Source organism: Pseudomonas putida (assembly GCF_002741075.1).
GTDB lineage: Bacteria > Pseudomonadota > Gammaproteobacteria > Pseudomonadales > Pseudomonadaceae > Aquipseudomonas > Aquipseudomonas putida_T.
On sequence record NZ_CP016634.1, the window covers coordinates 1,511,796 to 1,536,183 of the forward strand.

General features: G+C 65.7%; 18 protein-coding genes. 10 read left to right on the top strand and 8 right to left on the bottom strand.

Annotated features, from left to right (window positions below; translation table 11 throughout):
* Positions 1-13 precede the first annotated feature (13 nt).
* On the top strand, positions 14-853 hold the full coding sequence (locus IEC33019_RS07145; RefSeq protein WP_070090948.1) for a CsgG/HfaB family protein: 840 nt from the start codon (positions 14-16) through the stop codon (positions 851-853).
* A gap of 126 nt (positions 854-979) precedes the next feature.
* Here the strand turns inward: IEC33019_RS07145 and alkB are convergent, their stop codons facing one another.
* From alkB to IEC33019_RS07170, 5 genes are all read right to left on the bottom strand, one after another.
* Positions 980-1,624, bottom strand: a complete 645-nt coding sequence (alkB, locus tag IEC33019_RS07150) for a DNA oxidative demethylase AlkB (protein ID WP_070090947.1) — start codon at positions 1,622-1,624, stop codon at positions 980-982.
* Between the two features lie 276 nt (positions 1,625-1,900).
* Positions 1,901-3,346: a curlin gene (locus IEC33019_RS07155; RefSeq protein WP_070090946.1), complete on the bottom strand. Its 1,446-nt coding sequence runs from the start codon at positions 3,344-3,346 to the stop codon at positions 1,901-1,903.
* 16 nt (positions 3,347-3,362) lie between these two features.
* Complete coding sequence (locus IEC33019_RS07160; RefSeq protein WP_070090945.1) at positions 3,363-3,845, bottom strand: curlin; 483 nt, start codon at positions 3,843-3,845, stop codon at positions 3,363-3,365.
* Positions 3,846-3,860: 15 nt separating this feature from the next.
* The gene (locus tag IEC33019_RS07165) at positions 3,861-6,092 is read right to left on the bottom strand and encodes an Ig-like domain-containing protein (RefSeq protein ID WP_070090944.1); all 2,232 of its coding nucleotides are present in this window, start codon (positions 6,090-6,092) and stop codon (positions 3,861-3,863) included.
* A 32-nt stretch (positions 6,093-6,124) separates the two neighbouring features.
* On the bottom strand, positions 6,125-7,471 hold the full coding sequence (locus tag IEC33019_RS07170; protein WP_099593233.1) for a hypothetical protein: 1,347 nt from the start codon (positions 7,469-7,471) through the stop codon (positions 6,125-6,127).
* Positions 7,472-7,884: 413 nt separating this feature from the next.
* Here IEC33019_RS07170 and IEC33019_RS07175 point away from each other — a divergent pair, with 413 nt between their 5' ends.
* The 4 genes from IEC33019_RS07175 to qhpG are packed head-to-tail and all read left to right on the top strand — an operon-like array spanning position 7,885 to position 13,491.
* Complete coding sequence (locus IEC33019_RS07175) at positions 7,885-9,798, top strand: sigma-54-dependent Fis family transcriptional regulator (RefSeq protein ID WP_070090942.1); 1,914 nt, start codon at positions 7,885-7,887, stop codon at positions 9,796-9,798.
* Between the two features lies 1 nt (position 9,799).
* On the top strand, positions 9,800-11,533 hold the full coding sequence (locus IEC33019_RS07180) for an ABC transporter ATP-binding protein (RefSeq protein WP_070090941.1): 1,734 nt from the start codon (positions 9,800-9,802) through the stop codon (positions 11,531-11,533).
* Complete coding sequence (gene qhpE / locus IEC33019_RS07185; RefSeq protein WP_070090940.1) at positions 11,523-12,200, top strand: subtilisin-like serine protease QhpE; 678 nt, start codon at positions 11,523-11,525, stop codon at positions 12,198-12,200. The genes IEC33019_RS07180 and qhpE overlap by 11 nt, the downstream gene beginning before the upstream one ends.
* On the top strand, positions 12,193-13,491 hold the full coding sequence (qhpG, locus tag IEC33019_RS07190; RefSeq protein WP_070090939.1) for a flavin-dependent monooxygenase QhpG: 1,299 nt from the start codon (positions 12,193-12,195) through the stop codon (positions 13,489-13,491). Before qhpE ends, qhpG begins: the two co-directional genes overlap by 8 nt.
* 32 nt (positions 13,492-13,523) lie before the next feature.
* Here the strand turns inward: qhpG and IEC33019_RS07195 are convergent, their stop codons facing one another.
* The gene (locus tag IEC33019_RS07195; protein WP_070090938.1) at positions 13,524-14,837 is read right to left on the bottom strand and encodes a hypothetical protein; all 1,314 of its coding nucleotides are present in this window, start codon (positions 14,835-14,837) and stop codon (positions 13,524-13,526) included.
* Positions 14,838-14,964: 127 nt separating this feature from the next.
* The gene (locus IEC33019_RS07200) at positions 14,965-16,458 is read right to left on the bottom strand and encodes an aldehyde dehydrogenase family protein (protein WP_070090937.1); all 1,494 of its coding nucleotides are present in this window, start codon (positions 16,456-16,458) and stop codon (positions 14,965-14,967) included.
* A gap of 507 nt (positions 16,459-16,965) precedes the next feature.
* Here IEC33019_RS07200 and peaA point away from each other — a divergent pair.
* From peaA to IEC33019_RS07225, 5 genes are all read left to right on the top strand, one after another.
* Positions 16,966-18,531 carry a quinohemoprotein amine dehydrogenase subunit alpha gene (gene peaA / locus IEC33019_RS07205; RefSeq protein ID WP_070090936.1) on the top strand — a complete coding sequence of 522 codons (1,566 nt, stop codon included), beginning with the start codon at positions 16,966-16,968 and terminating at the stop codon, positions 18,529-18,531.
* A gap of 58 nt (positions 18,532-18,589) precedes the next feature.
* Positions 18,590-20,020, top strand: coding sequence for a quinohemoprotein amine dehydrogenase maturation protein (peaB, locus tag IEC33019_RS07210; RefSeq protein WP_070090935.1), 1,431 nt, complete (start codon positions 18,590-18,592; stop codon positions 20,018-20,020).
* A gap of 1 nt (position 20,021) precedes the next feature.
* Positions 20,022-20,345 (top strand): quinohemoprotein amine dehydrogenase subunit gamma, encoded by a 324-nt coding sequence (gene qhpC, locus IEC33019_RS07215; protein ID WP_043214471.1) that lies wholly within the window; start codon positions 20,022-20,024, stop codon positions 20,343-20,345.
* A 32-nt stretch (positions 20,346-20,377) separates the two neighbouring features.
* Entirely contained in the window at positions 20,378-21,499 is a 1,122-nt protein-coding gene (peaD, locus tag IEC33019_RS07220; protein WP_070090934.1) for a quinohemoprotein amine dehydrogenase subunit beta, read from the top strand.
* A 249-nt stretch (positions 21,500-21,748) separates the two neighbouring features.
* Complete coding sequence (locus IEC33019_RS07225; RefSeq protein ID WP_070090933.1) at positions 21,749-23,419, top strand: fatty acid CoA ligase family protein; 1,671 nt, start codon at positions 21,749-21,751, stop codon at positions 23,417-23,419.
* Positions 23,420-23,794: 375 nt separating this feature from the next.
* Here the strand turns inward: IEC33019_RS07225 and mobA are convergent, their stop codons facing one another.
* Positions 23,795-24,370, bottom strand: coding sequence for a molybdenum cofactor guanylyltransferase MobA (mobA, locus tag IEC33019_RS07230; RefSeq protein ID WP_070090932.1), 576 nt, complete (start codon positions 24,368-24,370; stop codon positions 23,795-23,797).
* Between the last annotated feature and the right edge of the window lie 18 nt (positions 24,371-24,388).

Genomic DNA, 24,388 nt, shown 5'->3' on the forward strand with positions numbered 1-24,388 from the left:
GGGGAGAACGACCATGAAACGCTTGCTGAGCACACTGCTGATCCTCACCACCTTGCAAGGCTGCGGCCTGCGCGAGCCGATGCCCGCCGAACAGGATACGGAGACCCCGACCCTGACCCCGCGTGCCTCGACCTACTACGACCTGATCAACATGCCACGGCCCAAGGGCAGGCTGATGGCGGTGGTGTATGGCTTCCGTGACCAGACCGGCCAGTACAAGCCGACCCCGGCAAGCTCCTTCTCCACCAGCGTCACCCAGGGCGCGGCGAGCATGTTGATGGACGCCTTGAGCGCCAGCGGCTGGTTCGTGGTCCTGGAGCGCGAAGGCCTGCAGAACCTGTTGACCGAGCGCAAGATCATCCGCGCTTCGCAAAAGAAACCCGACGCGCCCTTGAACATCCAGGGCGAGTTGCCACCCCTGCAGGCGGCCAACCTGATGCTCGAAGGTGGCATCATCGCCTACGACACCAACGTGCGCAGTGGTGGGGAGGGGGCTCGCTACCTGGGGATCGACCTGTCCCGCGAGTACCGGGTTGACCAGGTGACCGTGAACCTGCGGGCGGTGGATGTGCGCAGCGGCCAGGTGCTGGCCAACGTGATGACCAGCAAGACCATCTACTCGATCGGCCGTAGCGCCGGGGTGTTCAAGTTCATCGAGTTCAAGAAGCTGCTCGAAGCTGAGGTGGGCTACACCACCAACGAACCGGCCCAGCTGTGCGTGCTCTCGGCGATCGAGGCAGCGGTGGGGCACCTGTTGGCCCAGGGCATCGAGCGCCGGTTGTGGCAGGTGGCGGATGCAGGGGAGGGTAATGCGCAGGTGGACAAGTTCCTGAGCCAGAACCAGCAGCCGTGATGGCCTGTGCCGGCCTCTTCGCGGGTAAATCGGAGCGCCGAACCGCCGCTCCCACAGGGATCGCATCGCGCCTCAGGGCAGCGGTGTGCCTGTGGGAGTGGGAACAGCCCAGCCCTGTGTCTACCGTCAACGCGCCTTGCGCAACGTCAGGTTGATCCGCCGCTCCCCCATCCTTGGGTGTACACCCGGCTTGATCGGCATCACCCCGTGATAGCGCAGCCGATCCTCACCGCCCCACACCAACACGTCGCCGTGGCTCAAGGGTATCCGTTGAGTCCGGTCCGAACGTTGCAGCCCACCGAATAGAAACACCGCCGGCAGCCCCAGGGACAGCGATACGATCGGCTGGCCGAAATCGCGCTCGTCGCGGTCTTGGTGCAGGGTCAGGCGGGTGCCGGGTACGTAGTGGTTGATCAGGCAGGCATCGGGGACGAAGCCGTCGAAGCCGGCCGCGCAGGCGGCGCGATCGGCAAGTACGAGCAATGCCTGGGGCATCGCTGGCCAGGGCAGGCCGGACTTGGGATCGGTGGGGCTGTAGCGGTAGCCCTGCTCATCGCTGACCCAGCCCTGGGCGCCGCAGTTGGTCAGGGCCACGGCCATGTGCAGGCCACCGGGGGTGCGCATGTGCCGGAACGGCGCTGCGCGCAGCACCGGGCGCAGGGCATCGAGGATGGCCTCGACCTCAGCCAGGGCGAAGCCCGGCAGCAGCACGGTGTGGCTGGCCAGGCGTTGCGGCTGGGGGCCGAACAGGTCGAGGTCGGACTGGATCATGGGATGGCATCGGTTGGGTCTGCGCGCATTGTAATGCCGACGGCCTGTTCGCGGGCCAGTCGATGCGACGAACCGCCCGCCTGCGCGGTGTCAACGCTGACGCATTCGCGGGTAAACCCGCTCCCACAAGAATTGCGCAAGGTTTACCCGCGAAGGGGGCAGCGGCGACCTCAAGCCAAGCGCTGTGGCAGAAAAGAGGGGTTACCGCCAATGAAGGGGAATAAAAAGGAACCGCGGCGCCAGGGAGAGGGAACACCGCGGTCCAAGGGGGACCCGCTACTGCTGGGTGACGATGGCAGTGTTGGTGCTGCCGTATTGGGTGATGGCGGCGTTCTGGTTCATGTTGCTCTGGGTGACGGTGGCCAGGTTGCCGGTGCCGCCCTGGGTGACATAGGCGACGTTGGCGACATCGCTCTGGGTGATGTTGGCCGTGTTGCCACTGCCATACAGCTGGTAGGTGTAGCTCTGGTTGCCCTGGCCGGACTGGTCGAGGTTGATGACGTTGCCGCTGCCGGCGCTCAGGCCCTCGGCGTAGTTGCCGCCGTCACGTTGGGCGGCGATGAGCAGGTTGTCGCTGCCGTTCTGTTCGAAGTACAGCTCGTTGTTGCCATCGACCTGGTTGGTTTCCATGGTGTTTCGGTTGCCTTTTTGCTCCAGCTTGGCCAACTGGTTCATGCCTTCCTGGTTGAAGTTGACGCTGTTGCCGTTGCCGTTTTGCTTGATCTGGGCTTTCTGGTCGCTGCCGAACTGGCCACCGAACTTCTCGCCCTTCCAGTTGCTGGCCATGACCTTGTTGCCATTGCCGATGGTGTCGATGGTCAGGCTGTGGTTGTCACCGGTCTGGTAGGTGAAGTGCAGGTTGTCCTTGCCGTTCTGGGTGATGTCGACCACCGAGTTGTTGGTCTCGAACTGGTCCGACCAACTGGCGTTGCGCTGGCCGCTCTGGGACAGGTGGGCGGAGTTGGCCTCGCCGAAGCTCTGGTCGATGTAGCCTTCGTTGAGCTGACCTTGCTGATAGACACTGGCCTGGCTGGCGACCTGGGTGTCCTGCCACACCTCGACGGAGTGGCTGCTGCCGACCTGCTGGATGTCGAGGGTACCGCCCAGGCCGTTGCGCTGGTCGCCGTAGGCCCAGCTGGCCTGACCCTTCTGCTGGATACGGATGTCGCCGTTATCGTGGAGGATATGCTCGGAGGCGGCGGTGTTGCCGGTACCTTCCTGCATGATCTGGGCGCGGTTGTTGGTGCCGCCGATCAACTGCTCGACCACCGCATCGTTGGCACTGCCTTGCTGAAGCGTGGTCGCCTGGGCCCCGGTCTGGAACTCCTGGAACACCTTGGACATGTTGCCGGTGCCTTGCTGGACCTGCAGCACCTGGTTGTCCTGGCCCAGCGACTGGCTGGAGAAGTTGTCGTTGAGGGTGCCGCCGGAGCGCTGGATGGTCTTGCTGCCGTTCTCCATGATCTGGTCGGCGTAGCCGGCGTTGTAGGAGCCGGTGGCGCTCTGGCTGATGTCGCTGGTGCTGGAGTCCTGCACGGCGAGGTGGTTGTGGCCCTGGCCGGTCTGGTCCTGGGTGACCGAGGCGTAGGGGGCGACGGCCTGCAGGACTTCGGCGATGTTCGCCTTGCCCTGCTGGTTCTGAGTCGAGGTGCTGTCATCGGCCATGACCTGGCCGGCGATCGCCAGGACAACGGCGGCGCTTAAGGGAGCGAGCTTGAACATGGTGGTGCCTCCAGGTCTAACGGTATTGAGTGATCTGAACATGTTGGCCATTGCCAGCCTGGGTCACGGCGCTGGTCAGCCCCGTGCCGCTCTGCTGGATGCTGGCGGTGTTGTAGTTGCCGAACTGCTCGATCGACGCGCTGTTGTTGCTACCGCTCTGGCGGATGGCAGCGTTGTTGCCCTGGCCCTGTTGCACGATCGAGGCCATCAGGTCGCTGCCTTCCTGCAGGATGTACGCCTCCTGCGCCCCCCCGGCCTGGACGATCCGGCCCAGCAGGGCCTGACCGTTCTGGTCGAGGGCGGCGCGGTTGCCCGAACCTTGCTGCTCGATGACCGCCATCTGGCCGGCACCTGCCGGGATCAGACGCACGATCACCGGTTCTCCCAGGTCGTTGCCGAGCGCAAGGTCGGCGTTGTCCATCAGGTCGTCGGCCCAGCTGGGCTGGAGGGCCTGGCCCGCCAGGGCCAGGCAGAGCAGCAGTGGATTCAGGCGTTTCATGGCGGCCTCCCGGGCTTACTGCAGCCTGACCGGCACGGTGCGAACAGTGCCTTGGCTGGTACGGATGGTCGCTGACGGCGTGGCGGTCGGTACCAGGGTGGTGCTGTTGCTCACGATCACCCGCCAGCGTCCGGTCAGTGGTACTGCGGTGCTGCCCAGGGTCACCAGACCGTTACGGGTGGTCACCTGCACCGTGACGGTGTTGCCGGTGGTCACCGAGGACGTGCCGCTGATGTCCCAGTTGTAACGGTTGTTGGAACGTGCGGTGACGGTTGCCGCGGTGACCGTGAGGGTCTCGGTCGGCGGCTTGGGCGACACTTGCACGGTGACGGTGCCATTGCCGGATAGCGCGCCGATCGAGTCACGCGCCACGTAGGTGAACGTGGTGGTGAACGGCGCGGTGACCGTGGCCGGTGGCGTGTAGGTAACCGTGGTGCCGTTGTGGCTGACCGTGCCGCGACCGACCGGAGGCTGAGTGACACTGGCCACGGCCAGCGGCAGGTTGCCTTCAGGGTCAGTGTCGTTGGCCAGCACGTTGATGGTCAGCGGTACGCCCAGGGTCGCCACGCTGTCGGCGACAGCGGTCGGTGCACGGTTGGGCACGACGTTGACGGTCACCGTGGCCGGTTCGGACTTCAGCCCTTTGGCGTCCTGGGCGCGGTAGCTGAAGATCGCCGGGAAGGCCGTGGTGGCACCGACAGGCGGGGTATAGGTCACCGACGTGGTGCCATTGAGAGCCACCGTCCCCAGGCCTGTACCCGGTTGGGTGAGGTCGGTGATGGTCAGCGGCATGTCGCCATCGGGGTCGGTGTCGTTGGTCAGCAGGTTGAGGGTCAGCGGCACGCCGACACTGGTCCCGCCGACATCGGCCTGGGCCAGCGGCGGTTGGTTCTCGGCCGTGACCGGCGCATTACCGACCACCGTCACCGGCTCGACGTCACTGCCGCCACGGGCGGATTTGACCGTCACGGTGGCAGGGGGCTGGGTCAGATCGGTGACGGTCAGGGTCTGCAGCGTGCCGGACTTGGACAGGCGCCCATAGCCCTGGGCGACTAGGTCCGGTATCTGCACTTCATCACTGGAGCTGGCTTCGATCACCAGGCGTTTGCTGGCCCAGTCGAAGCGGGCGGTACTAACTTTCACCACGTCGCTGAGCTTGCTCGACAACGCCGTTGGCCGGGTACCGCCTGCGGTGCTGCTGGCGGTGACCACCACCACCGAAGGCGGTGCGGTCTGGTTCAACTGCTGGCTGAAGAACAGTCCGCTGTTGTCGGATAACAGGTTGAACTCGCAAGGCGAGGGTGGGCTGCCGACCAACGCCAGGCCATAGCGCATGCACAGGCTGGCATCGCTCGGTGCCTTGGCGAACACCTCGACGCGGGTACCGTTGCCGTTACGTTGATAGGTGGCACGCTCCAGGTTCACAGGTGTCTGCGCGCGTGGGTCGAGCACTTTGCCCGAGAGCGTGAACACGTTGGTCTGGATGTGTCCGGCCGGGCCGTCGATGGCCACGAAGTTGGTATTGAACGGGCTGCCGGTCACTGCCTCGGTGATATTGGGGTCGCCGATGAAGGTCTCGGTGGCGCCGGTGTCCGGGTTGAGCTCGGTATAGAAGCCCGTGGCGCTGCGCAGGAACGGCCCGATGTCGCCTTTGAGCGCGCCGCTGAAGTCACCCGGCGCGCCAATGCCGATGTCGCGGGTGATGTTGATCGCGCGCCGGCCGGGGGTGTTGACGACCACGGTTTCGACGCCGTAGGGGTGGGTGATGCGGTAGGTGCCGGCGGTCGGTACCGAGGCGCGGATGCGGATCCGGGCGAAGCTTTGCTGGTCGCCATCGACCGGGTTCTCGGCGGCGAAGGCCGCTTCGATGCCCGCGACGTAGACTTCCAGTTCATAGCCGCTGTTGCCCACGGCAGGAATCGAGGTTTCGGCCAGGAACCAGAACATCTCCGGCGGCCAGTTGTCCGGGAACACCAGCGGCAGCGTGTCGTCATACACGCCCGGCTCCGGCAGCAAGGTGCACATGTAGGCAGGTGCTCCGGGTGCGCCAGGTGCCCGTGAGCTAGTAGCACGCGACTGGCACAGCTCCAGCGACAGTTCGCTGGCGTCCTTGTACCACATCGGATAACCGCCGGTGGCCAGGGTGTAGGGGCCTGGATCGACCTCGGTGAGCGCAGCCGATACCGCGCCGCTGAGAGAGAGGGAAAGCCCGGCGGCGTAAAGTGCCCGGCGTGGCCAAGTGTTCATGCTGCCTCCTTGAAGGCGGAGCCTTTGTCTGTTCATGGCACCAGCACCACGTCTTCGCTGTCGCTACCGCCGTTGTCGCTGGTGACTTGCACCTTCGCGGGCGGAATCGGCGAGAGCCCTGTGCTCAATGTCTTCACCGCGCCGTTGCCGGAGAGGCTGCCGATCAGCGTGCCGTTGCCGGTGCGGGCGACCATGGCGGGCGGCGAGGTCTCGTCGCTGCTGCTGGCGACCAGGGTCAGCTGGCCGCTGGCCAAGCTGTATTCGGCACGGGTTATCGTCACCAGGTCGGTCAGCGGCAGGTTCGCGCTGGTGGCGGTGCTGGTGGGGATGGCCACGCTGTTGTCCGCGGTGACGGTCATGGTGGTTGGCAGCGTCGGGTCGAGCGTCGACTGGGCGTACCAGGTGCCGGTCTTGTTGGCCTCGGTCAGCGGCAGGTTGGGCGACTGGCTGGTGAGGTTCACGGCGGCCGGAGGTGGGGGCGCCAGGACGAAGACATCTTGCTGGGCGCGCAGGTCGCCGTTTTCGGTGTGCTTGGAATAGGTGCTGCGCTGGGGCAGCAACGGGGTCGGTAGATTGACCGTGGAGAGTTTGCCGGACACCGCGAACAGTTCGGTGCGCAGGTCGATGCCATTGGGGCCTTCGATCCGCACGAAGTTGGTGTTGAACGGGCTGCCGGTCACGGCTTCGTTGAGGTTCGGGTCGCCGATGAACCGCTCGCTCGCCCCGGTGCTGGGGTTGGTTTCGGTGTACGGCCCATTGACGCTGCGCAGGAACGGCCCGATGTCACCCTTGAGCGCCCCGGTGAAATTGCCGGGCGAGCCGATGCCGATGTCGCGGGTCATGTTGATCGCCCGCCGGCCCGGGGTGGCCACGTCGAACACCTCGACGCCGTAGGGGTGGGTGATGATGTAGGTGCCAGCGGTGGGCACATCGACGCGGATGCGCACGCGGGCGAAGCTGATTTGGTCGCCTTCGAGAGGGTCGCCACCGCCGAACGCGGCTTCGATCGCCGAGACGTACCCCAGGTTGACCCCGCGGGCGGCGTCATTGATTGCGGCATCGGCGGTGAACCAGAACGCCTCGTCAGGGAAGTTGCTGGGGAAGACGATTGGCTGGGTGTCGTCGAACACGCCCGGGGTCGGCAGCAGGGTGCACATGTACGACGGCGCACCAGGCGCCCCGGCCACCCGCGAGCTCACCGCCTTGGTCAGGCACAGGTCCAGTACCCGGCCATGGGTGTCCTGGTACCACGCGGCGAAGCCGCCGTTTTCCGGTGTGTAGGTGCCCTGGTCGACCGCATTGAGGGCGGCCTGGGCGGGAAGCTGGAGCATGCTGGCGAAGATCGCCACTGCCAGCGGGTGGGGTATCGGTCGGTGCATGAGTCAAACCCTCCTGCAAACGAGCCCATCGGGTGGGGCGTCTGCACAGGGATCGGCAACAGCCGTGCCACTTTTCTGATATTGCGCTGCAGGCCTTGTGGGACGTGGCTTTGGTGGATCCTCCAGAGCACTTCTGGGCCAAGCGGTGGTGGGCTGAGTCCCCCAGCATTGGGGAATTGGGGCGCGTGGTGTGGGGCGTTCTGTGCGTGGGTGAACCCGCTTCTCGACTGGCGTGATCGTGGTGGACGCGGGTTCATTCGTGAAAAGGCGTGCGCACAGATCGCCAGTGCCTTTACGTAAACGTAAGCTTTGTGCCAACCTGCCTCCCAACCGGATGACGGCCCGGGGATTCTGACGCACACTGCAACAAGTCCCGGAGCCCTTCCCCCGTGGGGGCACAGCTGGAGTAAACGATGGCGCGACAATTCCCAATAACAAACGCCTCCGACCCTTTGCAGGAATCCCGCCAGGCCCGGCTCAAGCTGGCCAACGAGGGCGAACTGCCCTCCGGGATGCTGCGCGAGGAGATCGATGCCTCCTGGCGTCGTAGCCTTGGCCATGGCCTGGACTGCCTGCAGGACGAACAAGTGGGCTTGGGCACCCGGCCGGGGCATGACCTGCGCTCGCTGCTCGAGCACAACCGCTTGCTGATCGACGCGGTGGCCCCGGAGCTCGATTACCTGGTCAAGCGCCAGGGCAAGAGCGGCATCGTCATCCTCGGTGACGCCCAGGCCAACGTTCTGGCCATCGAGGGCCAGACCCACGTACTCGGCCGCGAGGGCCTGCGTGACCTGCACCCTGGCAGTTGCTGGAGCGAGGCGCTACGCGGCACCAATGCCATCGGCACGGCGGTGGTCGAAGGCCGCCCGACGCTGATCAACTGTGGCGAACACTACCTGGACCGGCTGAGCCCGTTCTCGTGCACCTCGGTCCCCCTGCGTGACCCGCGCGGGGAAGTGATCGGCGTGCTGGACATCACCCGCGAAGGGGTGATGACCCAACCCCAGGACAACCTCTCCACCCTGATGCTCGCTGCCGGCAACATCGAAAGCCGGCTGTTCGGCCTGTGTCACCCCGAGCACCTGGTGCTGGCTTTCCACAGTCGCCCGCAATACCTCACCAGTGCCTGGCAGGGGCTGTTGGCCCTGAGCCTGGATGGCGAAGTGCTGGCGGCCAACGACAACGCCTGCCAGTTGTTGCAGGTCTCGCGCCAGGCGTTGATCGGCCGGCGCAGCAGCGATTTGCTCGGCGAACGCTCACCGGCCTTCATCGCCCGCCTGTGGCAGGGTGGGGTCAGCAGTGTGCAGACCGCCAAGGGCGAGTTTTTCTTCCGCGCCCTGCAACTGCCTCGTCACGGCAACCTCGGCGTCAGCGTGGCGCCTGGCAAACCCCTCAATTCGAACAAGTCCCCGGCCCTGGAAGCCCTGGCCGGCGGCGATGCGCGCCTGGCCCGAAGCCTGCGCATGGCGCGTCAGGGCCTGGTCAGTGGCCTGCCGGTGTTGCTGCTGGGCGAGACCGGCACCGGCAAGGAAGTGGCTGCCCGCGCCTTGCACCAGGCCAGCCCGCGCGCCGACAAACCCTTCGTTGCCGTCAACTGTGCGGCGATCCCCGAGGGGCTGATCGAGTCCGAACTGTTCGGCTACCGCGAGGGCGCCTTTACCGGCTCGCGCCGCGGCGGCATGGTCGGGCGCCTGATGCAGGCCCACGGCGGCACGTTGTTCCTCGACGAGATCGGCGACATGCCCCTGGCCCTGCAGGCACGACTGCTGCGGGTGCTGCAGGAGCGCCGAGTGGCCCCGTTGGGCGCCGGTGAGGAGCAGGACATCGACGTGGCGTTGATCTGCGCCACCCACCGTGACCTCAAGCGCCTGGTGGCCGAACAGCATTTTCGCGAGGACCTGTACTACCGGGTCAACGGCGTCTCCCTGCGCCTGCCGGCGCTGCGCGAGCGGGACGATCTGGCGAGCATCGTCGAGGGGCTGCTGGACAAGTTCGGCGCCAAGGGCGTGACCCTCGACCCGGCCTTGGCCGAGCTGCTCGAGGGCTTTGACTGGCCGGGCAACATCCGCCAGCTGGAAATGGTGCTGCGCACCGCCCTGGCCATGCGCGAGGAGGGTGAGCAGGTGCTGAGCCTGGAGCACCTGACCGACTGCCTGCTGGACGAGCTTGCCAGCGGCGCGGTGCCCTCCGGCAGCCTGCGTGAAAACGAGCTGGAACTGATCCGTGGGGCGTTGACCCGGCACCAAGGCAATGTTTCTGCCGCTGCCGAAGCCTTGGGCATCAGCCGGGCCACGCTGTACCGCAAGCTCAAGCACCTGCGCAGCTGACATGGGCGGCCTGTTCGCACGGCTGGTGGAAACCAGCGATCCGCTGCTGATGCGCCAGGCCCTGGCCTGGTTGTATGGTTTCGTGCGCCCGCACCGGCGGGCCATCGCCCTGCTGCTGGGGCTGTCGTTGTGCGCCTCGCTGCTGGCCCTGGCCCAGCCCTGGCTGGTCAAGACGCTGATCGACGAAGGCTTGCTGGCGCGCGATTACACGACTCTTTGGCACATGGCGGCGGTGATGATCTTGGCCGGCGTGCTCGGCACGCTGCTAGCAGGCATCAACCGCTACCTGCACACGCGCTTGTCGGGGCGCATTCTGTTTGCCCTGCGCGATGACCTCTATCGGCATCTGCAGCAGCTGTCGCCGACGTTCTACGGACGTCGGCGCACCGGCGACATCCTCTCCCGGCTCGACGGCGATGTCGCCGAGATCCAGCGTTTTGCCGTGGACTCGCTGTTTTCGGCGGTGTCCAGCGTGATCGGCCTGCTCGGTGCGCTGACCTTGATGCTGATGCTCTCCTGGCAGCTGTCGTTGTTGCTGGCGCTGTTGATTCCTGTCGAAGTGCTGTGGCTGCGCTGGATGCGGCGCAAGGTCGAGCGTGAGGTGCGCAGCCTGCGCGAGCGTTCGACGGACGTGTCGTCGTTTCTGGTCGAGACCCTGCCGGCCATGAAGTTCATCCAGGCAGCGGGCCAGCAAGGCCGCGAGGCCGGGCGCCTGGAGCAGCTCGGCCAAGGCTACATGGGCCAGTTGCTCAAGGTGCAGGTGACCGAGTTCTTCACCCAGGCGGTGCCCGGCACGCTTACCTCCTTGTGCCGCGCTTGTGCGTTTCTGGTCGGCGGCTGGTGGGTGATCCAGGGGACTTGGCAGTTGGGTGCGCTGATCGCCTTTTCCACCTACCTGGGGATGGCCGTGGGGCCGGTGCAGAGCCTGCTGGGTCTGTACGTGGCGGTGCAGCGCATGGCGGTGAGCCTGGGCCGGGTGATGGAGCTCAAGCAGGAGCCGGTGGCGGTGCATGAGGCCCCGTCGCCCAGGCCCATGCCGGACGGCCCGGGGGAGCTGCGTCTGGAGCGGTTGGCCTTTGCCCACGCCGGGCGCCAGGGCGCGGTGCTGCAGGAGGTGGACGTCTGCATCCCGGGCGGGCTGAAAGTCGCCATCAGCGGCGCCTCGGGTGTCGGCAAATCGACCCTGATCGACCTGCTGCAGCGCTTCTACGACCCCGATGCCGGGCGCATCCTGCTTGACGGCACGGACCTTCGCGAGCTGGACCTGCAGGCGTTGCGCCGGCGTATCGCGGTGGTCAGCCAGGACATCGTGCTGTTTCGCGGCACCCTGGCGCAGAACCTGGCCTACAGCACGCCCGAGGCCAGCCTGGCCGATCTGCAGCGGGTGGTGCGCCTGACCCAACTGGAGGGGTTGGTGCAAAGCCTACCGCTGGGCCTGGACGGGCTGTTGGGCGAGCGTGGCCAACAGCTGTCCGGCGGGCAGAAACAACGCATCGCCATTGCCCGCGCGCTGCTGCAGGATCCTGCGATCCTGGTGCTCGACGAGGCCACTTCGGCGGTGGACGAAGCCACCGAGCGTGAGGTCATCGCAGCTATCGACCAACTGTTCGCCGGTCGTACCCGCATCCTGATCAGCCATCGCGCCTCGACCCTCGCCGACGCCGACCTGCACCTGCAGTTGCACGACGGCCAGTTGCAGGTCAGGCCCCAGGAGGTTGCCGGCCATGGCCAGTGAACTGCGTATCGGCGTGATCGACAGCGGTTGCTCGCCGGAGCAGGCCCCAATGTTGGTCGCGTCACGGCGCTTTCGGCTCGAAGAGGGGGTGCTGTGCGAAGAGGCGCCGGTGCCGGACTATCTGGGCCATGGCAGTGCGGTGCTGGCCCGTCTGCAATCGGAAGCGGGGGCGCTGCCGATGCTGATGGCCCAGGTCTTCGAGCGGCAATGGAGCACCAGCGCCCTGCAGGTCGCCGCAGCATTGCTCTGGCTGGTGGAAGAGGGCGCGACTTTGGTCAACCTGAGCCTGGGCCTGCATCAGGACCGGCCCGTGCTGCGCCAGGCATGCGCCGAAGCACAGGCGGCCGGTGTGCTGCTGTGCGCCTCAAGCCCCGCCCGGGGTGGGCCGGTGTATCCGGCCAGTTACCCCGGCGTGCTGCGCATTACCGGTGATGCCCGTTGCGCACCGGGGCAGTGGTCCTGGCTGGGCAGTGGCCAGGCTGACATCGGCGGCTATGTCGGCGGGCAGGGCATGGCCGGGGCGAGCCTGGCCTGTGCCGCCCTGAGCGGGCGGATAGCCCGCCTGCTGGAGCAGCACCCCGAGATGGATCATCCCCAGCTGCTGGCGCACCTGCGCGAGGCGGCTGCCTTCACCGGCCCCGAGCGCAGAGGCGCCTACAATGGCTGACCCCCGCATCCTCGTACTGGGCGCAGGCCCAGCAGGCGCAGCCACGGCCCTGGGCCTGCGGCGCCTTGGCTACCCCGTCACGGTGGTCTCGGACTGGCGTCGTTTCGCCGCGGTCGAGGGCGTCTCCGAACGCGTGCTGGAGGGCCTGCGCCATGCCGGGCTGGGTAGGGCGCTGGGCGAGGCGGTGAGTCTGGCGAAGCGCCAGGTGCACTGGAATGGCGAGCACCTGCGGCTGAATCAGGAATATTTACTCGATCGCCCAGCGTTCGACCGTGCCTTGCGTGGCGATCTGCTGCGCGCAGGCGTGACGTTGATCGAAGGCCGGGTGCGCGACATTCGCCATGACGGTGGGCACCAGGTGCGACTGGACGATGGCCAGGTGCTGCGGGCAGATTTTCTGGTGGAAGCCCGTGGCCGCCAGGCACCGCTGGCGGCCGATCGGTCGCGCGGTCCGGAAACCGTCAGCCTGCTCAACCGTTGGCAGGGCGCGCCTGGGGAGCCTGCGTCGGCAGTGCAGAGCCTGGACGACGGCTGGGCCTGGATGGCGCGGCTGGCCGACGGCCAGTGCTACTGGCAGATCACGCTCGATGCCGATGCGGCGGGCCTGCCCGGCAAGGCTGTGCTACCGGCGTACTGCGCCGCACGGCGAGGGCAATCGACGCTGGTGGCGGAGCTATTCGATGAGCAGGCGCTGCAGCCTTGTGAGGTGCATGCCCGCAGCAGCACGGCGATCCTGGCGGGTGAGTGCGTGGGCAATGGCTGGATAAGGGTGGGGGATGCGGCGATGGCCGTGGACCCCTTGTCGGGCAATGGCATCTTCCAGTCGCTGTCGTCGGCGTTGCAGGCACCGGTGGTGATCAACACCTTGCTGCGCCGGCCCGAGCGCGCCGCCTTGGCGCGACAGTTTCACCAGGAGCGGATCGAGCAGTTGTTTCTGCGCTTTGCCCGCATCGGCCGGGACTTCTACGCCCAGGAGCTGGGCCGCGCCGAGCACCCGTTCTGGGCGCGGCGCCGGGTATGGCCGGACGCCCAGCCGATGCACGCGGCGGCGGATTGGCAGGCCGTGCAGGTGGCGCGCCGGCCCGTGCTGCGCGACAGCCTGGTGGAGGAGGCCGAGGTGGTCGTGACCCGGGACCAGCCGCTGGGGATCTGGCACTTGCAGGGGGTCGAACTGGCCCCGGTGGTGCGGGCGGTGAGGGCGGGCGCGTCGTTGCAGTCGGTACTGGGCGCGATGGCGGTGGAGCAGCAAGGGATGCTGCGGCGGTGGCTGGGCGAGCAGGGGTATCGGTGAGGTCGCTGGGGCTGCACAGCAGCCCCATACCCCTAGAAGAAGGTCCCGACCAGCAGTTGCAGGTAGGTCCCGGTATCCCGCCCACCCAATTGCACGCCGCCGTCACTGGCACTGCGCTCAGGGGTGTAGAACCCCACCAGTGGGCTGATCAGCAGGTGGTCATTGACCATCCACTCCACATACAGGTCCACTTCACGCCCGCCCAGATTGCCCGGGTCGGTGTCCAGGGTATCGAAGTCGAAATACAGCGCGCCCAGGGTCAGGTTGTCCCGTGGCTTGGCCTTTAGCCCGACGTGATGCACCTGGGTGTTGCTGTTGAACGGCCCGGCATAGTTGGCCGCAACCTCGCCCTGGAACCAGGTGCCATAGCCGCGGCTCGCGCCGTAGAACAGCGGGTCGAAGTCCTCGGAGAAGCGGCTGTAGCGGTAGGTGGCCGTCGGCGACCAGGGCACGTCGGAGAAGGTCCAGTTGCCCTCCAGGTACCAGGCGTTCTCGCGCCCGCCGGTGCGGTCCTGAGTGACGTATTCGGCGGCCAGCTCCAGGTCTTTCACACCCAGGTTGCCGCGCCCGCGCAGGCTGTAGGTGTCCATGCCGTCGCGGTGCTCCAGGCCCATGATCTGGGCATAGCGACGGTCTACGTCCAACCCGCGGATCCAGCTCACGCCCAGGGTGCCTGCGTCGGCGACATGCTCCAGGTTGGTCACGGCCAGGGATGTATCAGCCTGGTAGTGGTTGTCGGACTTGAGCCACATCAGGTCGCCTCGCCAGCCTTGGCTGCCGCCCAGGCGTACGACCGCCGTGCGGTCGAAGGCCTTTCGCGCGGCCAGGTAATAGGCGCCACCGCGGTTGAAGTTGGCGCCCAGATCGACCTTGCCGAGGTTGACCGGATCGCCCTGGATCAAGAACCCGTCGCCCAGCGTCACCACCTGGCGTCCACCAGAGACATCGATGCCATCTTCACCCAGCGCCGGGAACAGAGTGCCCGAACGCCAGCCCAGGTAGGCGTCTTCCACGGCGGTACGGCGTTCGTCGCCCAAGGTGAGCCCGGCCGCATCGCCATCGCCCCAGGTGGCGGAGCTGAGCAGGCTGAAGGCGCCATACAGCGAACCTGCCTCGGCCAGGGCCTGGCTCCCGCTGAGCCCATACTTGACGTAGCCCTCGCGCCAGGCGCTGCTGCCGGGCTGACGGTTGCCGGCCTGGTTGAAGCTTTCGTCACTGTGAAAAACGCCGAACAGCGCCTCGAGGTCGGCGTTCAGGACGGTGCCATCCTGGTTGTACAGCTCCTGGGCCTGGGTGAGGGGGGCGGCGGCCAGCAGGGCCAATGTGCAGGCGAGTGTGTGCCTCATGGTGTGCTCCATGTTTGTTTTTGTTTTGTGTTGTCTGTTCCGGCCTCTTCGTGGGTAAACCCCACAGGTACTACGCAGACCCTGTGGGAGTGGGTTTACCCGCGAATCGGGCGACGCGAGTTGAAGATCAGAGCTTGATCAGCACCGACTTGAGCTCGGTGTAGTGCTCGATGGCGTTGGCCCCCATCTCGCGACCGACGCCGGAGAGCTTGTAGCCACCGAAGGGCAGGGATGGGTCCAGGGCGCTGTGGCAGTTGACCCACACCGAGCCTGACTTGATACGCGGAATCATCCGGTGGACCGCGCCCAAGTCGTTGGACCAGATGCTCGCCCCCAGCCCATAGGGGTTGTCGTTGGCCAGGCGCACCACCTCATCGATGTCGTCGAAAGGCATGGCCACCAGTACCGGCCCGAAGATCTCCTCCTGGACCAGGCGATGACGCTGGTCGACGTCGACGATCACCGTCGGTTTGACGAAGTAGCCGGGCCCGAAACCTTCGCCCCCGCAGGCGATGGTGGCGCCCAGCTCACGGCCTAGGTTGATGTAGCCGGTGACTCGGTCTTGTTGCTTGGCCGAGATCAGCGGCCCCATCTGCACCGAGGGGTCCAGGCCATTGCCCAGCTTCATGCCATTGGCAATGCCCGCGATGTCGGCCACCACGCTGTCGAAGTGCTTGCGGTGTACATACAGCCGGGAGCCGGCGCAGCACACCTGTCCTTGGTTGAAGAAGATCGCCGTGGCAGCGCCTGCAGCGGCTTCCTGCAGGTTGGCGTCGGGCATGACGATGGTGGGCGACTTGCCGCCCAGCTCCAGGGTGACCCGGGTCATGTTGTCCATGGCCGCCTTGCCGATCTGCTTGCCGACCTCGGTGGAGCCGGTGAAGGTCAGTTTGTCCACGCCCGGGTGGCTGCTCAGGGCGGCACCGGCGTTGAGGCCGGTGCCGGTGACCACGTTGAAGACCCCGGCCGGGTAGCCAGCCTCGTCCACCAGTTCGGCCAGCTTAAGGGCGGTCAGCGGGGTTTCGTCGGCGGGCTTGAGCACCAGGGTGCAGCCGGTGGCCAGGGCCGGGCCGAGTTTCCAGCAGGCCAGCAGCAACGGGAAGTTCCAGGCCACGATCGCACCGACCACGCCCACTGCCTCGCGGCGGATGAAACCGTGGAACTGCTCGTTCGGCATCAAGGGCAGGGACGGCTCGACGGTGCTGCCTTCGATCTTGGTGGCCCAGCCGGCCATGTAGCGTAGAAAATCGATCGCAAGTTGGACGTCCATCACCTGGGCCACGGCAGCGCTCTTGCCGTTGTTCAGGCATTCGAGCTCGGCCAGCACCTGGGCGTCGCGCTCCATCAGGTCGGCCAGGCGCCACAGCAGGTTCTGCCGTTCGCGTGGGCGCAGGCGGCTCCAGGGCGAGTCGTCGAAGGCCTGGCGTGCGGCGCTCACTGCCCGGTCCACATCTTGCGGGTCGGCCGAAGGCACTTCGCCCAGAACCTCACCTGTGGCCGGGTTGCGAAAACTCATGGTCCGACCGCTGGCGGCGTCCTGCCAGTCAGCGCCGATGCGCATCTTCAGCTTGCGCTCGACAAATGCGCGGGTGGCAGGAAGGAGGGGCAGTTCGCAATGCATGGTTCGGTGCCTCTTGTCATTGGAGTGTGGAGGCACCTGCGCAATGGCCGTGCCAAGGCGCGACGGGTGCGTCAATGGCCTTGAGTGACAAGGGTTTCGCGCGGGGTCGAGGTCCAGCGCCAAGGGCTATGCTGTTGCACATTGAGACGGGGTGAGACGCTGTTGAAACAGTGGGACCGAGTTGGGCGCTTCGCGGGTGAACCCGCTTCCACAGGTACAGCGGTGACAGTGAGTGCACCGCAGAAGCAGTGGGGGTTGCTGCTCTCACAGGTTCACCCGCGAAGCGCCCGACGCCGAAGCCGTGTCTCACACTGAAACAGCCTGTCGCGAAATGGGACGTTCCGGCCCGCCAGTGGCTATATGAAATCCCCGGGGAAAAGCAATCAACATATTGAAAAAAAAGGTTTTTACGAAGGCTGGCACACTTTCTGTATCAGCCCCCAGCACATGCACCAGCGGTATCAGAGCGTGCGATAACGATAAGAACAACACCGTGGAGGTCTGACCTTGAAGACGACTCGACTCCGGCGGCATGCGGGCAAACTGGCGCTGGTCGCCGCCGCACTGCTGAGCACCCAGGCCATGGCGGCCGAGCAGGGCCCGAGCCTGTTGCAATCGAAGTGCATGGGGTGCCATATCCCCGAAGGCAACGACAGTTACAGCCGCATCAGCCATCAGCGCAAGACGCCAGAAGGCTGGCTGATGAGCATCGCGCGCATGCAGGTGATGCACGGCCTGCAGATCAGCGACGATGACCGTCGCACCTTGGTCAAGTACCTGGCGGACAAGCAGGGCCTGGCGCCCAGCGAGACCGAAGGCGTGCGTTACGCCATGGAGCGCCGGCTGAACACCGTCGAGCACTTCGACGACCAGACCAGCCAGATGTGCGGCCGCTGTCACTCCGGCGCCCGCGTCGCCCTGCAGCGCCGCCCGGCCCAGGAATGGGAACACCTGGTCAATTTCCACCTCGGCCAATGGCCGTCCCTCGAATACCAGGCCCAGGCCCGCGACCGCGACTGGCTGGACATCGCCTTGAAGCAGATGGTCCCGGACCTGGCCAAGCGCTACCCCCTCGACAACCCCGCCTGGGCCCAATGGCTCAAGACCCGGCCCAAGGCCGATGCCTTGCCGGGCCAGTGGGCCTTCAGTGGGCACATGCTGGCCAAGGGCGATGTACGTGGCGTGATGAGCGTGACCGCCGACAAAGACGACACCTTCAAGGTCGAGGTCAAGGGCACCTATGCCGATGGCACGCCGTTCAACGGCAGCGGCTCGGCGATTCTCTATAACGGCTATGAATGGCGCGGCAACGTGAAGGTCGGCGACAGCAACCTGCGCCAGGTGTTCGCCGCACTGGACGGTGAGATGAAGGGGCGCATGTTCGAGGCCGACCATGACGAGCGTGGCCTTGACTTCAGCGCAGTGAAAGAGGGCAAGGCACGCCTGCTGGCTGTGCAGCCGGCGTTCATCAAGGCTGGTAGCGAAAGCGAGATCACCTTGGTCGGCAGCGGCCTGTCCGGCAAGCCGGCGCTGGGCGCTGGGGTCGAGGTGGTCGAGGTGCTGGAGTCCACGCCGACGCAGGTCAGGGTCAAGGCTCGCGCCGCGGCCGATGCTGCGCCAGGTCAGCGCGAGGTGGCTGTAGGCGCGCTCAAGGGCGTGAGTCTGGCGGTGTACGACAAGGTCGAAGAGGTCAAGGTGGTACCTGCGTTCTCCATCGCCCGCATTGGTGAAAACGGCGGCTCCACACCCAAGGTCCAGGGCCGCTTCGAGGCCGAGGCCTGGGGCAAGGACGCCAACGGCCAGCCCCTGCGTATCGGCTACCTGCCGGCCAAATGGAAGGTCGAGCCGTTCAACGAGCGCGCCGTGGAAGACGAAGACGTGAAGTTCGCAGGCCAAATGCAGCCTGACGGCATCTTCATGCCGGCCGGTGCCGGCCCCAACCCCGAGCGCAAGATGATGACCAACAACGCCGGCAACCTGAAGGTCATCGCCGAACTCGAAGACGGCGGGCAGAAGGGCGAAGGCCACTTGATCGTCACCGTGCAGCGCTGGAACAACCCGCCGTTGCCATGACGGCCGGTTGTCGCACGTGCCACCGAAGAACGGGCTGAAGAATCATCGAGAGGTCGCCATGGGCGCACTATTGAACCTGGTCGAACGCAACCTGCACGAAGTGCAGGTGGATGCCGACCGCATGCTCTTTCATATCCCCAGCAGTTCGCTGTTCGCCGCCGATGCGGTGACCGGCGACATCATCGACACCCTGCGCCAGCAAGGCTGCTCCGCCGAAGAGCTGGTGCAGCGCCTGGGGCAACGCTTCACCGGGCAGGACATCGAAGACACCTTGCGTGAGCTGATCGCCCTTGAGCTGGTCAGCGACGGCTCGCCGCTGACGCCGGAGATCGCCCTGCGCAAGGTCGAGCGCACGGCGCTCAACACCGTGGTGCTCAACGTCAACACCGGCTGCAACCTCAGCTGCACCTACTGCTACAAGGAAGACCTGGACAAACCCTCGGCCGGCAAGAAGATGAGCGCCGCCACCGCCGAAGCCTCGGTGGAGATGCTGCTCAAGGAATCGCCTGACGAGCAACGCTACAGCGTGGTGTTCTTCGGCGGCGAGCCGTTGTCCAACCGGCCGCTGATCGAGCACATGGTCGCCTACTGCGAGCGTCGGTTCACCGAGGCGGGCAAGCAGGTCGAGTTCATCATGACCACCAATGCCACGCTGCTCACCGAAGAGATCGTCGATTGGCTCAACGCCCATCGCTTTGGCCTGTCGGTGAGCATCGACGGGCCAAAGACCGTGCACGATCGCAACCGCATCACGGTGGGCGGGCAGGGCACCTATGACGTGGTGCGGCGCAAGGTCGACATGCTGCTGTCGCGCTACCACAGCCGGCCCGTCGGGGCACGGGTCACCTTGACCCGTGGCATCACCGACGTGGAGACCATCTGGAACCACCTGTTCAACGAGCTCGGTTTCGCCGAAGTCGGTTTCGCCCCGGTCACCTCCGGCGACATGGCCAGTTTCAACCTGACCGGCGAAGAACTGGTGCAGGTCTTCGCCAACATGAAGGCCTTGGGCCGGCGCTACCTTGAGGCCGCGCTGGAGCACCGCAACATCGGTTTTTCCAACCTGCACCAGCTGATCACCGATATCCACGAGGGCCACAAGAAGGCACTGCCGTGCGGCGCCGGGCTGAAAATGCTGGCGGTGGACCACGAAGGCGAGCTGAACCTCTGCCATCGCTTCACCGGCTCCAGCCTGCCCACCTTCGGCAATGTGCACCAAGGCGTGAAACAGGCGCAGCTCAATGATTTTCTGTCCCAGCGTCTGGACCGCAGCGGCACCGGCTGCGACAGCTGCCGCATCCGCAACCTGTGTTCCGGCGGTTGCTACCACGAGAGCTATGCGCGCTATGGCGACCCCACCCACCCGACCTACCACTACTGCGAACTGATGCGTGACTGGGTGGACTTCGGCATCGAAGTCTACAGCCGCATCATGGCCGCCAACCCGGCCTTCATCGATCGCTACATCACTCCGCGGAAGGCGCACTGACATGAAGCACTTGAAGCCCCTGAACAACAAGGCCCGCATCCTTGAGCAGGCCGCCGCTGAAGACCGCGTGGAAGAAGTCGTGGCCATGAGTGCGGTAGCCGGTTGCACCGCCACCACCGACCCGGGCTGGGAAGTGGACGCCTTTGGTGGTGTCAGCTCCCTGTGCCAGCCGATGGAGGCCGACCTGTACGGCTGCTCCGACCCGTGCTGGTGGCCTGCCCAGGTGCCGGACATGATGAGCACCTACCAGGACTGGAACGCCCAGGCCACCAACTCGATGGAAGACTGGCGCAACCTGGGCACCGTGTTCCCGAAAGACAAGTGACCGGCCCGACAAGAACAACAAGGGGAAACCGCATGAAACCTGGATTCTGCGCACAGCTCGCGCTCACCGCCGCCATCTGTGCCGGCGCCTGGACGGCCCAGGCCGCTGACACCGGGCCCGCCCTCAAGGCCGGCCACGAGTACCTGATCGCCACCAACTACCCGAACAACCTGCACGTGGTGGATGTGGCCAGCGACACGCTCTACAAAACCTGCCGCATGCCGGACGCCTTCGGCCCCGGCACGGCGATGATGGCGCCGGACAAGCGCACCGCGTACGTGCTCAACAACCACTTCGGTGATATCTATGGCATCGACCTGGACACCTGCGGCACCACCTTCCACGCCAATCTTTCCAGCGTGCCGGGCGAGGTGGGACGTTCGATGTTCTCCTTCGCCATCAGCCCCGATGGCAAGGAAGTGTATGCAACGGTCAATCCGACCCAGCGCCTGAACGACCACTACGTGGTCAAGCCGCCGCGCCTGGAGGTGTTCCGCACCGCCGATGGGCTCGATGCCAAGCCGGTGCGCCACTTCCCCATGCCGCGCCAGGTCTACCTGATGCGCGCCGGTGATGACGGCAGCCTGTACGTGGCCGGGGCGGACATCTACAAGATGGACGTGAACACCGGCAAGTACGAGGTGGCGTTGCCCCTGCGCAACTGGAACCGCCCAGGCTACAGCGCGCCGGACGTGCTGTATTTCTGGCCGCACCAGACTGGCCGCCATGAGTTCTCGATGCTCTACACCGTGGCCAAGTTCAAGGACGCCAAGCAGGACCCGAACGAGGCCGCATTGCTGTATGGCTACCTGTCCGTGGACCTTAAGACCGGCAAGACCCACACCCAGGAGTTCGCCGACCTCACCGAGCTGTACTTCACCGGCCTGCGCTCGCCCAAGGACCCCAACCAGATGTACGGCGTGCTCAACCGTTTGGCCCGCTATGACATCAAGGAGCGCAAGCTGATCCAGGCCGCGAATCTGGACCACACTTACTACTGTGTGGCGTTCGATCGCTCCGGCAGCAAGCTTTACCTGGCCGGGACCTTCAACGACATCGCGGTGTTCGATCCGCAGACGATGAAGAAGGTGAAGAACATCAAGCTGCCCGGTGGTGACATGGCCATTACCACCACCCAGGTGTTCGTCCGCTAGTCGGTGGTGGCTGCTTCGTGGGCCTCTTCCACACGTGCGCCTCGCACGGCGTGTGGAAGTGGCTTCATCGAGGCGTCGAACTGCCGCGAAGCAGTCAACGCGATGGATGGCACGGGCTTCGCCCGTGTTCTCGGGTAAACCCGCTCCTACAGGGCGCGTTGGTGTGCAAATAGGTGCGCACAATGCAAAGCCTGTGGGCGCGGGGACAGTGGCTTGCTCCATAAACGCTAGAACAACAAGAGAGTGCCCATGCTTCAGCCAAGCTACTCCCAGGGCGACCCTGACAAGGCCTTGCTCACTCATTGCATCGGCGACGCCTTCGACGCCACCGTCGCGCGCTTTCCCGACCGCGACGCCTTGATCGTTCGCCACCAGGGCCTGCGCTACACCTGGCGTCAGTTGGCCGAGGTCGTCGACCGCCATGCCCGTGCCTTGATGGCCCTGGGTGTGCAGGCTGGCGATCGCCTGGGCATCTGGGCACCGAATTGCGCCGAATGGTGCATCACCCAGTTCGCCAGCGCCAAGGTCGGGGCCATTCTGGTCAACATCAACCCGGCCTATCGCAGCAGCGAACTGGACTACGCACTGGGACAGGCCGGTTGCCGCTGGGTGATCTGCGCGGGCGCCTTCAAGACCTCCGACTACCACGCCATGCTGCTGGGCCTGGTGCCGGGGCTGCATGGCAGCCGGCCTGGCGAGCTGCACTGCGAACGCTTGCCGGAGCTACGTGGGGTCATCAGCCTGGCCAAGGAGCCCCCGGCAGGCTTTCTTGCCTGGGATGATCTGCAGGCGCGCGCCGAGCAGGTAAGTGCCCAGGCACTGGCCGAGCGCCAGGGGCAATTGCAGCCAAGCGACCCGATCAACATCCAGTACACCTCCGGCACCACCGGTTTCCCCAAAGGGGCGACCTTGAGCCACCACAACATCCTCAACAACGGCTACATGGTCGGTGAAAGCCTGGGCCTGACCGAGCACGACCGCCTGGTGGTCCCGGTGCCGCTGTACCACTGTTTCGGCATGGTCATGGCCAACCTGGGCTGCCTGACCCACGGCAGCACCCTGATCTACCCCAACGACGCTTTCGACCCGCTGGCCACCCTGCGTGCGGTGGCCGAAGAACGTGCCACGGCGCTGTACGGCGTGCCGACGATGTTCATCGCTGAACTCGATCATCCTCAGCGCGGCGAATTCGACCTCTCCAGCCTGCGCACCGGCATCATGGCCGGCGCCACCTGCCCGATCGAGGTGATGCGCCGGGTGATCCACGAGATGCACATGACCCAGGTGCAGATCGCCTACGGCATGACCGAGACCAGCCCCGTGTCGCTGCAAACCGGCCCGGACGATGAGCTGGAGTTGCGTGTGACCACCGTGGGTCGCACCCAGCCACGGTTGGAGAGCAAGGTCATCGACGCCGAAGGCGCCATCGTGCCGCGAGGGGAGATCGGCGAGTTGTGCACCCGCGGCTACAGCGTGATGCTCGGCTACTGGAACAACCCCAAGGCCACCGCCGAGAGCATCGACGCCGAAGGCTGGATGCACACCGGGGACCTGGCGGTGATGGACGAGCAGGGGTATGTGCGCATCGTCGGGCGCAGCAAGGACATGATCATTCGCGGCGGCGAGAACATCTATCCACGGGAGCTGGAGGAGTTCTTCTTCACCCACCCGGCGGTGGCCGATGTGCAGGTGATCGGCATTCCGTGCAGCAAGTACGGCGAGGAGATCGTGGCCTGGATCCGCTTCCATCCTGGGCATGTCGCCAGCGAAGAGGAACTGCGCGAATGGGCCAAGGCACGGATCGCGCATTTCAAGGTGCCGCGCTACTTCCGTTTCGTGGACGAGTTCCCGATGACGGTGACGGGGAAGGTGCAGAAGTTTCGGATGCGCGAGATCAGTATCGAGGCGTTGAGAGGGTAGGTTTGGGTTTTTGGGTTTTTGGTCGTATCCATTTTTTTGGTGGTGACACCACTGGCGCTTTCCGCCTTTACGGCGGGTTACTTTGGTCTTGGCCAACGTAACCAAGGCCGTTGGCTCCCCCATACGGCCCCTGCGCTGCGCTCCGGGGTTGCCTGCGCTCCGGTGCCTTGCGGGGCTTCGCGGCCTCCGGCTTGCTGCGCAAGCCTCCATCTCGCGACTCCGGCTGCGCCGAAGGGCGCTGCGCGCCAACCCCTCCAGACACCTCCACTTGGCCTTCTGAGGTCGCGATTGGTGGTGTCTGGGCTGGCGTGTAGTAAGTATCCGTACGGTCGGGGATGGCGCCTGGGGGTACTGGCCACCGCGCAGCGGCCCTGGTCACTGTTCGAGCCACTGGGGGCTGTTGAAGTTGCTCAACCGCCCATCCGTCTCGGTACATTCCAGCCCTTGCACGGACTCGCGTAACAGCGCCTTCTGCAAGCTACGTTCGCCAGTGCTCCAGGCTTGCTCCAGCAGCGGCAACACCTTGCGCGGCAACACACTGAACATCGGCTGCCAGAACCCACCCTGGCGCACCATGGCGGGGCTATCGTGCTCGACCGCCAGGCGCAGCAGGTCGGTGACCAACGTTTGATCCAGGCGTGGCGCATCGCACGCCAGCACCACCACCCAATCATGCCGCGCAGCCGCGAGCCCGGCGAGCACTCCGGCCAGCGGGCCCGGGAAGTCTGCCTCGGCGTCGGACACCAACTGATCGGCATAGGCCCGGTACGCCTCGTGGTTGCGGTTGCAGGAGATCACCACATCGTCGCTCAGTGGCCGTACCACGCGTTGTACATGGGCCACCAGCGGTTCGCCGTGCCAGGGCACCAAGCCTTTGTCACGGCCGCCCATGCGCTGGCCGCGGCCACCGGCGAGAATGAGGATGGAGCAAGGGGGCAGGGGAGTGGACATGAAAAAGGGTTCCAGGCA